Below are 14,392 nucleotides of genomic sequence, written 5' to 3'. Positions count from 1 at the left end.
TCCGCCGATGCCGCACGATGTTTCGCACCGGTGACGAAGGGGTGGGGCGTGTTACGCGGCCGTGAACGCCTGGGTCACGGGCATGTAACGGACCCCTCTCCCGAGATCGCCCCTCGAAGACCGCAACCATCGATTGACGAGCCACGACGGCGATCAGCCACATCCGCGAGAGCGGCGCCGGTTTAGGCGCAAAGGGGAACCGGCCGCGCCGGGCGTCCGTGTGACCTTGCGGCGGGGGAGCCGAGTCGGGCAGTACGGGACGTCCGGCGCGGCCGGGGTCGGGAGGGGCCCACAGGGGCGGGCGGAGCCGCGGGAGGGGCCGTGGGAGGGGTCAGACCGCTTCGGCGGCCTCGGGCAGGAGCTGGGTCAGCCGGTCGGTGAGCTGGACGACCTCGGCGACGTCGCCGAAGCCGCGGGCGGCGTGGTCGACGGTCTTGCGGAGCCGGGTGTTGACCCGCTCGGAGCGGATGCTCCGGGCGACGCCGAGGGCCTTCTCGGCGAGGACGACGGACTGCTCGGGCTCGCGCTTGAGGAGGTGCACGGTGGCCATGCCGATCAGGTTGAGGGCGTACGACCGCTGGTGGTCGGGGTCCTTCTCGAAGAGCTCGACGGCCCGCTCCATGACGGGTTCGGCGAGGGAGGCGTAGGTCGGGGAGCGCCCGGCGACGTAGGCGAGGTCGCGGTAGGAGTGGGAGTTCTCGCCGTTGAGTTCGGCCTCGGAGAAGAAGCCGATCCAGTCGGGCTCGGGCTCGCCGTCGAGGCCGACGTCGGCGAAGGTGTCCTCGGCCATCCGCACGGCCCGCTTGCACTTGGAGGGCTGGCCCATGTTGGCGTAGGCGCGGGCCTCCATCGCATACAGCATGGCCTGGGTGCGGGGGGTGGCGCAGTCGCGACTGCCGTACTGGGCGAGGTGGATGAGTTCCAGGGCGTCGTCGGGTCTGCCGAGGTGGATCATCTGGCGGCTCATGGAGGAGAGGATGTACGAGCCGAGGGGCTTGTCCCCGGCCTCCTTGGCCGCGTGCAGGGCGAGCACGAAGTACTTCTGGGCGGTGGGCTGGAGGCCCACGTCGTAGCTCATCCACCCGGCGAGTTCGGCGAGTTCGGCGGCGCAGGTGAAGAGGCGCTTGGCGGTGGCGGTCGGCTGGGGCTCCTGGAGGAGGTCGGTGACCTCGTGGAGCTGGCCGACGACGGCCTTGCGGCGCAGCCCCCCGCCGCACTGGGCGTCCCACTTGCGGAACATGGCGGTGGTGGATTCGAGGAGGTCGAGCTCGATCTCGGAGAGCCGGTTGGGACGGCGGCTGTCGGCGAGGGACTCGGGGCGCTCGATGTCGGTGACGGGGGTGGGCACCAGCCAGCGCTGCATCGGCTCGATGAGGGCGGGTCCCGCGGCGAGGGAGAGCGAGGAGCCGAGGAAGCCGCGCCGGGCGAGCATGAGGTCGCTGCGGGAGAACTCGCTGAGCAGCGCGACGGTCTGGGGGCCGGCCCAGGGCAGGTCCACGCCGGAGACGGACGGGGACTGGTGGGCGGTGCGCAGGCCGAGGTCCTCGACGGCGACGACGGAGCCGAAGCGCTCGGAGAACAGCTCGGAGAGGATCCGCGGAATGGGCTCGCGAGGCTGTTCGCCGTCGAGCCAGCGGCGGACCCGCGAGGTGTCGGTGGAGATGTGGTGCGCGCCCATCTGGCGCGCCCTGCGGTTCACTTGACGTGCCAGTTCGCCCTTGGACCAGCCGCTGCGCACGAACCACGAGCCCAGCTGCTCGTTCGGGCGCTTGCCGGCAGTCGTACCGTCTGCGCCGTTGCCGCCCACTGGAACGCCCCCATCCACCTGATTGCCTGTCATGCGAACCCCTATCAGAATGCCGCCTCACACGGCCGCTCGTCCGGGGTTCTCACTCCTTCGAACTGGAAACCGGGTTGCCTCCGGCATACCCGTGCGCGCAAGCGGCCCCGGGGTTCGAGTACCGAAAGTAATCCTACGATCACCCCTCCCGTGAGGGCGATTCAAGAAACGCCACCATTCGCCACCCCTTCGAATGAACTCGCCACGCGCCGGACGCGATTCACTTGACATGCGACGAACCGGAGTCGGCGGACGGATGCGCGGAGAGGCGCGCGTGACGGCCCGCACCACCCCGCCCACGACCGCACGCCACATAAGGCGACGGACCGTGACCAAAGGTGACGACGACGCTCCGGGTCGTAACCACCGGCGCGTTCGACCCGTTGGAGGGGGCATGGGCTTCACGATCGGCGGCATTCGTGAGATGCGGTCCGGCTCGCGCCGCCGCGTGCGCACCACGGAGTGCACAGCGGTGGCCGAGTACACAGGACTGTGGGGCTGGGACGTGGTCCCCGGAGTACGGGCCGTCTCCGGCCGGTGCTCCTGCGGGGATCCGGCGTGCACGGCTCCGGGGGCGCACCCCCTCGCCTTCGCGGAACCGGTGCCGGCGGGCGCCGGTCTCGACGACGCGACCAAGGCATGGGCGCGGTACCCCGGCGCGTCGGTGCTGCTGCCGGTGGGCCGGGCCTTCGACGTGATCGAGGTCGCGGAGGCGGCGGGCCTGCGGGCGCTCGTGCGCCTGGAGCGCATGGGGCTGCCACTGGGCCCGGTGTGCGCGACCCCTACCGGCCGGGCGCGGTTCTTCGTGGCCCCGGGCGCGGCGGCCGAGCTGCCGCAGCTGCTGTACCGGATGGGCTGGGACGACGCCGATCTGGACCTGCACTGTCTGGGCCCCGGCACCCATGTCACCGCTCCCCCGTCGGATCTGGGCGGGCTCGGGCCGGTGCGCTGGCTGCGGCCGCCGACGCTGGACACGGCGGGCGCGCCGCCGCAGGCGCGGCTGCTGCTCGGCACGCTGGCGTACATCTGTCACCGGACCCGGTTCTGACCGTCCGTACGTGAGAGGGCCCCCGCCGGTTCGTGGCGGGGGCCCTCTCCCATGGGTACGCGTACGCGCGTGCGTGCGTGCGGCGGTCAGTCGCCGATCAGGGCGTCGACGAAGGCGGCCGGTTCGAAGGGCGCCAGGTCGTCGGGGCCCTCGCCCAGGCCGATCAGCTTGACCGGGACGCCCAGCTGGCGCTGGACGGCGATGACGATGCCGCCCTTGGCGGTGCCGTCGAGCTTGGTCAGGACGATGCCGGTGATGTCGACGACCTCGGCGAAGACGCGGGCCTGGATCAGACCGTTCTGGCCGGTGGTGGCGTCGAGGACGAGGAGGATCTCGTCGAGCGGGCCGTGCTTCTCGACGACGCGCTTGACCTTGCCGAGCTCGTCCATGAGGCCGGTCTTGGTGTGGAGGCGGCCGGCGGTGTCGATGAGCACGACGTCCGCGCCCTCGGCGATGCCTTCCTTGACCGCGTCGAAGGCGATCGACGCCGGGTCGCCGCCCTCGGGTCCGCGGACGGTCCGGGCGCCGACGCGCTCGCCCCAGGTCTGGAGCTGGTCGGCGGCGGCGGCGCGGAAGGTGTCCGCGGCGCCGAGGACGACGGACTTGCCGTCGGCGACCAGGACGCGCGCGAGCTTGCCGGTGGTGGTCGTCTTGCCGGTGCCGTTGACGCCGACGACCATGACCACGCCCGGCACGTCGGCGGGGCTCTCGGTATGCACCGTGCGGTCGAGGTCGGGGCCGAGGAGGGCGATCAGCTCCTCACGGAGCAGGGCGCGCAGCTCGTCCGGGGTGCGGGTGCCGAGCACCCTGACCCGCTCGCGCAGCCGGTCGACGAGCTCCTGCGTGGGGGCGACGCCGACGTCGGCCGTGAGAAGGGTCTCCTCGATCTCCTCCCAGGTGTCCTCGTCGAGGCGCTCGCGGGAGAGGAGCGTCAGAAGCCCCTTGCCGAGCGAGTTCTGGGAGCGGGCGAGCCGCGCGCGGAGCCGTACGAGACGGCCGGCGGTCGGTTCGGGGACCTCGATCTCGGGCGCCGGGGGCGCGGCGATGACGGGGTCCTCGACGGCGGGCGGCGTCTCGACGGCCTCCTCGGCGGGGAGCTCGACCTCCTCGACCGTGCGGCGTGGTTCCTCCCGCGGTGTCTCCGCCTCCTCGCCGACGTGCGGTTCGGCGGGCGGAGCGGTGATGGTCGGCGTGGTGGACGGCGGCTCGGCCGGCGGCAGCTGCTTCTTCTTGCGGCCGCTGATCACGAGCCCGCTCGTCACGGCGACCGCGACGACCAGAGCGATGACTACAGCAAGGATGAGTTCCATAACGTGACCAGTATGGCGTGACCTCCCCCGCGTCCCCGGGTACCGGAGCGCACGACGCACCCGGAGGGCGCCTCGGCCCCTTCTGTGGCCTGACGCACCCTTTGCTCGTTAGGGCGCGAATGTACGATGTTCGGACCCCCCACACCTGTACGGAGTACCCCCATGCCCCACGACGCCTCCGAAGAAGCGGGCGCGACGCACGACGGCGCCATGGAGACCCGCGGTCTCGAGCCCGTCCCCGACACCGAGCGGACCGGTCGGGTCCGCGAGCTCTTCCCGACCTGGGTCGCGGCCAACATCAGTGTGCTGCTGCTCACGATGGGCGCCGGTCTGATCGTCTTCAACGGCCTGAACTTCTGGCAGGTCCTCACCGTGGCGATCGCCGCGCCCGTGCTCTCGTACGGGATCGTCGGTCTGATCTCGATCGCGGGGAAGCGCGGCGGGGCGCCCGGGATGGCGCTGTCGCGGGCGGTGTTCGGTCAGCGCGGGAACCTCTTTCCCGGTGCGCTGATCTGGGTGGCCCGCTGGGGCTGGGAGACCATCAACGCGGTGACCGGCGCCTACGCGGTGCTGACCGTGCTCGACCTGCTCTTCGGCGTGAAGTCGAACACCCTCCTCATCGTGGTGACGCTGCTGCTCTTCGTCACCTGCACCTTCCTGGTCTCGGGGCTCGGGATCAACGCGCTGCGGGTGTGCAGCAAGTGGTCCACGTACCTCTTCGGCGCGTTCTCCGTCCTCGTCCTGGTCTATCTGGTGGCGAACACCGACTGGTCCGCGGTCTTCGACAAGCCGGCCGGTTCGACCGCGATGCTGGTCGCGGGCATCGGCACGATCGCGGCCGGTGGCATCAGCTGGGTCCCGTCGGGCCCCGACTTCACCCGCTACCTGCCCCGCACGGCCTCCTCTAAGGCGATGGTCGGCTCGACCATCGGCGGCGCCGGGATCGTGGTCCTGCCGATGGTGCTGATGGGCGCGGTGATGGCGGTGTCCACGCCGGACCTGGCCTCGGCGCAGGACCCGGTCTCCTTCATCGGCGAGCTGCTCCCGATGTGGATCTCCGTGCCGTACCTGGTGATCGCCCTGCTCGGGATGCTGCTGATCAACTCGATGTCGATGTACTCGGCCGGGTTCACGGCGCAGACCCTGGGCATCAAGGTGTCGCGCGCCGCGGCGGTCAGCGTGAACGCCGTGATCAGCCTGGTCTTCGGCTTCCTGCTGATGGTGGTGGCGACCAGCTTCATCGGCTCCTTCATCTCCTTCCTCACCCTGCTCGCGGTGGCGTTCTCGGCCTGGATCGGTGTCTTCGGCGTGGACATGCTGCGCCGGAAGTCGTACGACGCGGTGGCGCTGATGGACACCACCAGGACCAGCGCCTACTGGTACCGGGGCGGTTTCGCCTGGCAGGCGATGACGGCGTGGGCGGTGGCGCTGCTCGTGGGCCTGCTCTTCACGAAGGTCGACTGGTTCGCGGGTCCGCTGGCCACGTCGTGGATCGGTGAGAACGGTCTGGGCTGGGCGGCGACGATCGTGGTGGCCGGCGCGCTGTACGCCGTACTGCCGCGCACGCCCGAGACGGTCCCGGCGGAGCCGGTTCCGGGTCACGAGACCGTTTCCATCTGACACCACGTCAGATAACGTCCCCCTTCGCCGGTATCCCACCAGCGGAGGGGGACTTCCCATGACCTTCACAGTCGTACGGTTCAACCTCGTCGACCCGCACGCGACCCCCGTCTCCCTCGCGGCCCGCTACCGGGCCGCCGTCGAGATGGCCGCCCACGCCGACGCGCACGGGGTCGACACGGTCCAGACCGAGGAGCACCACGGCGTCGCCAATAACTGGCTGCCGTCCCCCTTCGCCTTCGCGGGTGCGGTCTTCGGGGCGACGGAACGGATCGCCGTGACCGTCTCGGCGATCATCGGACCGCTGCACGACCCGCTGCGCCTCGCGGAGGACATCGCGGTCCTCGACCTGCTGAGCGGGGGCCGCCTGGTGACGGTCGCGGGGATCGGGTACCGGCCGGAGGAGTACGAGGAGCGCGGGGTCGACTGGGGCCGCCGCGGCAAACTCCAGGACCTGCTCCTGGAGACCCTGCTGACGGCCTGGAAGGGCGAGCCGTTCACGTATCAGGGGCGTACGGTACGGGTCACCCCGCGGCCGTTCACCCAGCCGCATCCGATGCTGCTGGTCGGGGGCTCGTCGCGGGCGGCGGCGCGGCGGGCGGCCCGGCTCGGGCTGCCGTTCTTCCCGAGCGCGCACCTGCCGGAGCTGGAGACGTACTACCGGGAGCGGTGTGCGGAGTACGGCACCGAGGGCTGGACGATGATGCCCGCCGAGGAGGTGCCGCTGCTGCATCTGTCGGAGGATCCGGACCGGACCTGGGCGGAGTACGGGGAGCACTTCCTGCACGAGGCGCGGACGTACGCCTCCTGGCAGTCGAAGGACATCCGCTCGGCGGTGCGGTCGACGGCGACGACGGTGGCGGAGCTGCGTGCGGAGGGCGTGTACCGGGTGGTGACACCGGAGGAGTGCGTGGCCCTCGGCCTGGAGAGCCTGGTGCTGCATCCGCTGTGCGGGGGGATGCCGGTCGAGGAGGGGTGGCGGAGTCTGCGGCTGTTCTGCGACGGCGTACTGCCCCGGCTCAAGGCGTAGGGCCTCGGGCCGGGGCAGTTCCGTGGGTGAGGAGAGGGGCAGCGGGGATTAGCCCATCTCCTCCAACGCCTTGCCCTTGGTCTCCTTGACGTACCTGAGCACGAAGGGGATCGAGAGCACGGCGAAGAACGTGTAGATCATGTAGGTGCCGGAGAGGTTCCAGTCCGCGAGGGACGGGAAGCTCGCGGTGATGGCCCAGTTGGCGATCCACTGGGCGGAGGCGGCGACGCCGAGGGCCGCGGCGCGGATCCGGTTGGGGAACATCTCACCGAGGAAGACCCAGACCACGACGCCCCAGGAGAGGGCGAAGAAGAGGACGAAGACGTGGGCGGCGACGAGCGCCACGACGCCCTGGGTCTCGGGCAGCTTGCCGTCGACGAGGTCGGCGGAGAAGGCCCAGGCCTCGACGGCGAGGGCGATCGCCATGCCGACGGAGCCGACGAGGGCGAGCGGCTTGCGGCCGACCCGGTCGACCAGGACCATCGCGATCACGGTGCCGATGATGTTGATGATCGACGTGGTGAACGAGTAGAAGAACGAGCTGGACGGGTCGATGCCGACGGACTGCCAGAGCGTCGAGGAGTAGTAGAAGGCGACGTTGATGCCGACGAGCTGCTGGAAGACGGAGAGCCCGATGCCGACCCAGACGATGGGCAGCAGCTTGAACCGGCGGCCGGCGACGAGCAGGTCCTTGAAGGTCGACTTGTGCTCGCTGCGCATGGCCCGGTCGATCTCCTCGACGCGCGCGTCGAGGTCGATGCCGTGGCCCTCGACCTCGGCGAGGACCTCCTTGGCCCGGTCGGTCTTCCCGACGGAGATGAGGAAGCGCGGGGACTCGGGGATCGCGAAGGACAGCATGCCGTAGAGCAGGGCGGGGACGACCATCACGCCGAGCATCCACTGCCAGGCCTCGAGGCCGCCGATCTCGCCGCGCTGGTCCCCGTCGGCGAGCTGGAGGATGCCGTAGTTGACCAGCTGGGAGATGGCGATGCCGATGACGATCGCGGCCTGCTGGAAGGAGCCGAGGCGGCCGCGGTACGCGGCGGGGGCGACCTCGGCGATGTACGCGGGGCCGATGACCGAGGCCATGCCGATGGCGAAGCCGCCGACGACCCGCCAGAAGGCCAGGTCCCAGAGGGCGAAGGGCAGCGCGGAGCCCACGGCGCTGACGGCGAAGAGCACCGCGGAGATCTGCATGCAGCGGATGCGGCCGATGCGGTCGGCGATCCGGCCGGCGGTCGCGGCGCCGATGGCACAGCCGATCAGGGCGATGGCGATGACCTGGGCGAGCGTGCCGGAGCCGATGTCGTAGCGGTCGCGGATCGCCTCGACGGCGCCGTTGATGACCGAGCTGTCGTAGCCGAAGAGGAAGCCGCCCATCGCGGCGGAGGCCGTGATGAAGATGACGTGGCCGAGGTGGTCAGGATGGGCCGCTCGGCCTTCGGACGGCGGCGGCGTGGGCGCCTGCGCGGTACTGGTCACATGGACTCCTGGGTGGGGGGCAAGCCCTTCCAGTGGCGCACAACATCACGCCGCTCACCACGTGAAGGTAAAAGCAACGTTGCAGAGACTATGCCTTCAAGTTTCGAAGTCAATAGTCGATGTCGTATGACTTTAAGAACGCCAGGGGATGCGATGACTTCAAGACTTGAAGAGAAGACCCTCAGCGCAGCCGCTGACTGATCACCTTCGAGACGCCGTCGCCCTGCATGGACACCCCGTACAGCGCGTCCGCGACCTCCATCGTCCGCTTCTGGTGCGTGATCACGATCAGCTGCGAGGACTCCTGGAGCTCCTCCATGATCCGGATCAGCCGCTGGAGGTTGGTGTCGTCGAGCGCCGCCTCGACCTCGTCCATCACGTAGAACGGGCTGGGCCTGGCCTTGAAGATCGAGACCAGCAGCGCCACGGCGGTGAGCGACCGCTCGCCGCCGGAGAGCAGCGAGAGCCGCTTGACCTTCTTGCCCGGCGGACGGGCCTCCACGTCCACGCCGGTGGTGAGCATGTTGTCGGGGTCGGTGAGGACCAGCCGGCCCTCGCCGCCCGGGAAGAGCCGCGAGAAGACGCCCTCGAACTCGCGGGCCGTGTCCCGGTACGCCTCCGTGAAGACCTGCTCGACCCTGACGTCGACCTCCTTCACGACCTGAAGGAGGTCGGTCCGGGTCTTGCGCAGGTCCGCCAGCTGCTCGGAGAGGAACCGGTGCCGCTCCTCCAGGGCCGCGAACTCCTCCAGGGCCAGCGGGTTGACCTTGCCGAGCTGGTGATACGCCCGTTCGGCGGCCTTGAGCCGCTTCTCCTGCTCCGAACGGACGAACGGCCGCGACCGGGGGGCCTCGGGGTGCCCTTCGCCGCTCCCCGGGTGCTCTTCGCCGCCGGCGGCCTCGTCGTCGGACGGCGGCACGGGTACGGGACGGTCGGGGCCGTACTCGGCGACCAGCGCGGGCGTCTCGACCCCGAACTCCTCCAGGGCCTTCGCCTCCAACTGCTCGATCCGCAGCCGCTTCTCCGCGCCGAGGACCTCGCCCCGGTGGACCGAGTCGGTCAGCTTGTCGAGCTCGTCCTTGAGGTCCCGGGCGCCTGCGCGGGCCACCGTGAGACCCAGCTCGCGGTCGGCCCTCGCCTCCTGGGCCGCCGTCCGCTCCCGCTCGGCGCGAACGAGCGAGACCTCGACATGGGCGAGGAGCCCGCGGGCACCGGCGGCCACCGCGCCCGCCACCTGCCGCTCGTGCCGGAGCCGGACCCGGCGCTGCTCGGCACGCGCGCGTGCCTCGCGTTCGGCGCGGGCCGCCCGGTCGAGCGAGTCGGCGCGACCGGTGAGCGCCTTGACCCGTTCCTCGTGGGTACGGACCTGGAGCCGCGCCTCCATCTCGGTCTGCCGGGCCAGGGATCCGTCGGTCGCGAGCCGGTCGCGGGCGGAGGTGTCGGGCTCCTCCTCGCCGGCCCCGTCAGCCGTGACCTCCTCGGCGACGAGCAGCCGTTCGGCCAGCTCCTCCGCCTCGGCGACGGCCTTCTCCAGGGCCTCCTGGGCGCGGGCGACGGCCGCCGCGGTCCGCTCGGCCTCCCCCGCCGCTCCCCTGGCCTGCCCGGCGAGCCGCCCGAGCTGCTGGGCGACGGCGGACTTCTCGCGTTCGGCCGCGCGGCGGCTGCCGTCCAGCTCCTCGACGAGCGCGCCCGCGGTACGCCGACGCTCGTCGGCCTCGCGCTGAGCGGAGGTCAGCTCCTCGCACCGTACGGCCAGTTCGTCGAGCTCGGCGGCGGCCTCCGCCACCGATGCCTGGACTTCGAGCAGGCTGGGCGCGCCGGCGGAGCCTCCGTGCGCGAAGTGCGCGCCGAGCAGGTCCCCTTCGGCGGTGACGGCGGTGAGGCCGGGCTGCGCCCGGACGAGCTCCTCGGCCTCGTCGAGGTCCTCGACGACGACGATCCCGGCCAGCAACCGCCGGACGGCGGGAAGGAGTTCGGCCGGCCCGCGGACGAGGTCGGCGGCCCGGAGGCGCCCCTCGGCGGCGGAGGCGACGGCGGGTTCCGTTTCAGGGGCGCCGGTCAGGAGGAGAGAGGCCCGGCCCGCGTCCTGCTTGCGGAGGAGGCGGAGGGCCTCGGTCGCGGCGCCCGGCCCGGTGGCGGCGACCGCGTCGGCGGCCGCGCCGAGGGCGGCTGCCACGGGGATCTCGTACCCCTGGGTGACGGTGAGGAGTTCGGCGGCGGGCCCGAGGAGTCCGGAGACCCCGGCGGAGAGCAGCGCGTCCGTGCCGTCCTTGCGGCGCAGGCCGAGGGCGAGGGTCTCGTGGCGGGCCCTGGTCGCGGCCCGGCCGCGTTCGGCGGCGCCGAGTTCCTCCCGGGCGGTGCTCAGCGCGGCCTCCGCCTCGGCGAGTTCACGGCGGGCGGCCTCGTACCGCTCGCCCTGTTCACCGTCCGCGGCGTCGAGTCCCTCGACCTCCGCCCTGAGCTGCTCGTACTCCTCCTGGGCGGTGACCGCCCGCTCCCCCGCCTCGTCGCGGGCGGCGGCCAGCCGGTCGATCTCGGCCTGGGCGGCCGCGGCGCGTGAGCGGGCGGCGTTGACCTGGCCGTGAAGCCGGGCGAGGCCCTCGCGCCGGTCGGCGATGGCCCGGGCCACGTCCTTGAGGCGGCGCTCCTCGGCCGTCAACGCGCGTTCGAGCTCCGCGCGGCAGGTGACGGTCTCCTCCAGGGCGCGCTCGGCCGCTTCCAGGGCGGCTTCGAGCTCCGCCTCCTGTTCGCGGACGCGGGCCGCCTCCCGCTCCAGGTCCTCGGGGTCACGGCCGCGCCGCTCCTCGGCGGGGGCGTCGGTGGCGCTCTTCACGCGCGCGTCGGCGAGCGAGATCGTGCCGCGGACCCGTTCGGCGAGCTGCGAGAGGGCGTACCAGGTCTGCTGCGCGCGTTCGAGCCGGGGCGCGAGAGCGCGGGTCTCCGCCTCCAGCTCCGCCTCGCGGGCGAGCGCCGCGCGCAGTTCGGTCTCGGTGGTCTCCTTGCGGGCGAGCAGGGCCGCCTCGTCGGCGACCTCCGTCGTGAGTGCCTGCTGGAGGTGGACGAGGTCGTCGGCGAGGAGCCGGAGACGGGCGTCGCGCAGGTCGGCCTGGATGACGACGGCCCGGCGGGCGACGGCGGCCTGTCGGCCGAGGGGCTTGAGCTGGCGCCGCAGTTCGTCGGTGAGGTCCTGCACGCGCGCGAGGTTGGCCTGCATCGCGTCCAGCTTCCGCAGCGCCTTCTCCTTGCGCTTGCGGTGCTTGAGGACGCCCGAGGCCTCCTCGATGAAGGCGCGGCGGCCCATCGGGTCGGCGTGCAGGACGGAGTCGAGCTGCCCCTGTCCGACGATGACGTGCATCTCGCGGCCGATGCCGGAGTCGGAGAGCAGGTCCTGGATGTCGAGCAGCCGGCAGGTGTCGCCGTTGATCTGATACTCGCTGCTGCCACCACGGAACATGATCCGGGTGATCGTGACCTCGGCGTAGTCGATGGGCAGCGCGCCGTCGGAGTTGTCGATGGTCAGCGAGACCTCGGCGCGGCCGAGCGGAGGGCGCCCGGTCGTGCCGGCGAAGATGACGTCCTCCATCTTCCCGCCGCGCAGCGACTTGGCGCCCTGCTCGCCCATGACCCAGGACAGGGCGTCCACGACATTGGACTTGCCCGATCCGTTGGGACCCACGACGCAGGTGATTCCTGGCTCGAACCGCAGAGTGGTGGCCGAGGCGAACGACTTGAATCCACGGAGGGTCAGGGCCTTGAGGTGCACTCAGGGGACTCTACCGGGGCACGCGCGTTTCACTCGGGAAGGCATAGGGAAGATCCTCGGGTGAGGAGGGGTGACCGGGTGCGGGCCGTGGGGGAAACGGCGGGTGAAAGAAAGAAGGGACGCCGGAGCGCCCCTTGCATATCCAGCTGTGCCGTATCCGGCTGTGCCGTATCCGGCTGTGCCGGCGTCGGCGATGCCGGACGGAGTGTTTCCCACCTGGCCCTTCGGGGGCTGGGTTGTCAGGTGAGCGCAGGCTCCGCCTGGGGTACGTCGAGATCGATGCTGTCGAGCAGCGACTCTCCCTGGTGCTGAGCGGCGGCAGCCGCAAGCGTGTCGTTCTCGGACTGGATCCGTACCAGCTCGGATTCCAGGTCCTGGACGCGCTGCTGAAGCCGTCGCATCTCGGCGAGGAGTCGCGGGTCGGAGCCGCCGACGTAACCGAGAAGCGCCTTTGCCATGATGGATGGTCCTCCACACTGAGTGACCGACCGATTGCGGTGTGGGTCGTGAGGGATTCGCACCCGCGGTGCTCGGCAGTGCATCGTGCCGGTTCTTACTGCCAAACAGCTAAGGTGCGCGGGGATTCCAGCGTCTCACCAAAAAGTTTGACGGTCAACACGATCACACCCCGTTTGAAGGGGCGTCCGGGGAGTCGGCAGCCGCGCGGCAAGCAGCGGTGCCTCTCGACCCGGTGCCTCGGGGCGTGGCGATCATCCTTACCGGGCAGCCTTCCACGGCGCGCACTTCTTGGCAACCACCAGGGAGTTCTCCCGCCACGCCCCCGTTACCGCGCGTCTCTCCGACGCCTCTCCCGGTCACCGGCGAAGGGGGTTCCGGGACGAACGTCAGCGGATCGCGAACCCCTCGTAGCCTCCGCGCGGGGTGCCCCATATCTCCGTCACACCGTCCACGCGGCCGGGCGTGTCGCCCGTGTGGAGCCAGTCGAGGAGACGGTGGCAATTCTCACTCGGGCCCTCGGCCACCACCTGGACCCGGCCGTCGTCGAGGTTCAGGGCGAAGCCCACGAGGCCCCCGATCTCCAGCGCATTTGCCCTGGTGAACCAGCGGAAGCCCACTCCCTGTACCCGGCCGCGCACCCAGGCGGTCATCCGTACGTCGTCACTCATGACTGCACGCTAGCGGGCGGATTGCCCGATCAGCACGCCGCCCCCGCCTCCCATCGCGTACAGTCCCGACGGAATGCGCCTCACCCGTTCGGGCGCGCGCCATTCGACCGCCGGTCCGAACCGGACCGACAGCAAAGATCAGCAAATACCGCAAAGATCCGCAGCAAACGGCGGAGACCCGCAGAGGAAGGCAGGGCAGCAGATGGGACGCCACCGTCGCTCCGACGCCGCACCCGCCGCAGAAGACTACGCGGCCGGTACGGACAGCCGGCACCGGGGTGACCGCCGCAAGCGGCGCATCACCCCCGTGCGCACCGGACTCCTCGGCGCCTCCGCGGCGGTGGCGGTGGGAGCCGTCGCCGTCGCCTCCGGACTGCTGCCCGGCGGGGACACCTTCACGGTCGGCAACGCCGGTACGGGCGAGCGCCAGGTCCAGTCCCGGCAGGCCCCGGAGCTGACCACGCAGGGCGGAGCCACCCAGACCCCGGCCGACGGCGAGTCGGGCGGTACGAGCGGCGGCACCGCGTCGCGGGCGGGCTCCGGCAAGGGCAGCGGCACGACCGCCTCGCCCTCGGCGGCCCCGTCCTCCGCCTCGGCGAAGCCGAGCCCGAAGCCGACGCCGACGCCGACGAAGTCCGCGAGCAGCGCACGGCCCGTGACCCCCAAGGCCTCGGTCGCGCCCTCGACGAAGGCGCCCGTCCCGAAGCCGGCTCCCACCACCGAAGCGCCGGTCGAGAAGCCGACCGAGACTTCGGCCGCGCCCTCCACCGCCGACCGGGCCGAGGCCGCCGAGGCGGAGGTCCTCCGGCTGGTCAACGCCGAGCGTTCCCAGGTGGGCTGCACCCCGGTCCGCGCGGACGCGCAGCTCGCGGCGCTGGCCGGCGCGTTCAGCGCGGACATGGCGGCACGCGACTTCTTCGACCACACGGACCCGGACGGGGCCACCCCGTGGGCGCGCGCGGAGCAGGCGGGCGTCTCGGGCCTCGGTGGCGAGAACATCGCGCGCGGCCAGGCGGACGCGGCGGCCGTGATGGACTCCTGGATGAACAGCGACGGCCACCGCGCCAACATATTGAACTGCGACTTCACGACGCTGGGCGTCGGCGTCCAGTTCGGTGACGGCGGCCCCTGGTGGACCCAGGACTTCGGTCGCTGATTCCTCCGCAGGTCGC

The 14,392-nt window shown here is 71.5% G+C and carries 10 protein-coding genes; 4 read left to right on the top strand and 6 right to left on the bottom strand.

What is annotated here, in order from left to right:
• Positions 1-331: 331 nt before the first annotated feature.
• Positions 332-1,807 carry a hypothetical protein gene (locus OG580_RS26030; protein ID WP_267048131.1) on the bottom strand — a complete coding sequence of 492 codons (1,476 nt, stop codon included), beginning with the start codon at positions 1,805-1,807 and terminating at the stop codon, positions 332-334.
• Between the two features lie 427 nt (positions 1,808-2,234).
• On the opposite strand from OG580_RS26030, the gene OG580_RS26025 reads away from it, so the two are divergent.
• Complete coding sequence (locus tag OG580_RS26025; protein WP_267046076.1) at positions 2,235-2,888, top strand: bifunctional DNA primase/polymerase; 654 nt, start codon at positions 2,235-2,237, stop codon at positions 2,886-2,888.
• Between the two features lie 86 nt (positions 2,889-2,974).
• Here the strand turns inward: OG580_RS26025 and ftsY are convergent, their stop codons facing one another.
• Positions 2,975-4,198, bottom strand: a complete 1,224-nt coding sequence (ftsY, locus tag OG580_RS26020) for a signal recognition particle-docking protein FtsY (RefSeq protein WP_267046075.1) — start codon at positions 4,196-4,198, stop codon at positions 2,975-2,977.
• A gap of 162 nt (positions 4,199-4,360) precedes the next feature.
• Here ftsY and OG580_RS26015 point away from each other — a divergent pair, with 162 nt between their 5' ends.
• Together OG580_RS26015 and OG580_RS26010 are read left to right on the top strand one after the other, a co-directional pair.
• A complete protein-coding gene (locus tag OG580_RS26015) occupies positions 4,361-5,818 on the top strand; it encodes a cytosine permease (protein WP_267046074.1) in 1,458 nt (485 codons plus the stop codon).
• A 58-nt stretch (positions 5,819-5,876) separates the two neighbouring features.
• Positions 5,877-6,848 (top strand): LLM class flavin-dependent oxidoreductase, encoded by a 972-nt coding sequence (locus tag OG580_RS26010; protein ID WP_267046073.1) that lies wholly within the window; start codon positions 5,877-5,879, stop codon positions 6,846-6,848.
• Between the two features lie 48 nt (positions 6,849-6,896).
• Here OG580_RS26010 and OG580_RS26005 read toward each other — a convergent pair whose 3' ends face one another.
• From OG580_RS26005 to OG580_RS25990, 4 genes are all read right to left on the bottom strand, one after another.
• Entirely contained in the window at positions 6,897-8,330 is a 1,434-nt protein-coding gene (locus OG580_RS26005) for a sugar porter family MFS transporter (protein ID WP_267046072.1), read from the bottom strand.
• Positions 8,331-8,511: 181 nt separating this feature from the next.
• Complete coding sequence (gene smc / locus OG580_RS26000) at positions 8,512-12,093, bottom strand: chromosome segregation protein SMC (protein WP_267046071.1); 3,582 nt, start codon at positions 12,091-12,093, stop codon at positions 8,512-8,514.
• A 239-nt stretch (positions 12,094-12,332) separates the two neighbouring features.
• A complete protein-coding gene (locus OG580_RS25995) occupies positions 12,333-12,551 on the bottom strand; it encodes a hypothetical protein (protein WP_055641131.1) in 219 nt (72 codons plus the stop codon).
• A 387-nt stretch (positions 12,552-12,938) separates the two neighbouring features.
• On the bottom strand, positions 12,939-13,220 hold the full coding sequence (locus tag OG580_RS25990) for an acylphosphatase (protein ID WP_267046070.1): 282 nt from the start codon (positions 13,218-13,220) through the stop codon (positions 12,939-12,941).
• Between the two features lie 202 nt (positions 13,221-13,422).
• Between OG580_RS25990 and OG580_RS25985 the strand changes: the two genes are divergently transcribed.
• A complete protein-coding gene (locus OG580_RS25985; protein ID WP_267046069.1) occupies positions 13,423-14,376 on the top strand; it encodes a CAP domain-containing protein in 954 nt (317 codons plus the stop codon).
• Positions 14,377-14,392 lie beyond the last annotated feature (16 nt).

The organism is Streptomyces sp. NBC_00094 (assembly GCF_026343125.1).
Classification (GTDB): domain Bacteria; phylum Actinomycetota; class Actinomycetes; order Streptomycetales; family Streptomycetaceae; genus Streptomyces.
Note: the sequence above shows the minus strand (reverse complement) of the source record. Positions and strands in the feature narration are given on the sequence as shown.

Coding starts and splice junctions, on each gene's coding strand:
- OG580_RS25985 (WP_267046069.1), top strand. CDS start 13,423: ATGGGACGCCACCGTCGCTCCGACGCCGCACCCGCCGCAGAAGACTAC.
- OG580_RS26010 (WP_267046073.1), top strand. CDS start 5,877: ATGACCTTCACAGTCGTACGGTTCAACCTCGTCGACCCGCACGCGACC.
- ftsY (WP_267046075.1), bottom strand. CDS start 4,198: ATGGAACTCATCCTTGCTGTAGTCATCGCTCTGGTCGTCGCGGTCGCC.
- OG580_RS26025 (WP_267046076.1), top strand. CDS start 2,235: ATGGGCTTCACGATCGGCGGCATTCGTGAGATGCGGTCCGGCTCGCGC.
- OG580_RS26015 (WP_267046074.1), top strand. CDS start 4,361: ATGCCCCACGACGCCTCCGAAGAAGCGGGCGCGACGCACGACGGCGCC.
- OG580_RS25990 (WP_267046070.1), bottom strand. CDS start 13,220: ATGAGTGACGACGTACGGATGACCGCCTGGGTGCGCGGCCGGGTACAG.
- OG580_RS25995 (WP_055641131.1), bottom strand. CDS start 12,551: ATGGCAAAGGCGCTTCTCGGTTACGTCGGCGGCTCCGACCCGCGACTC.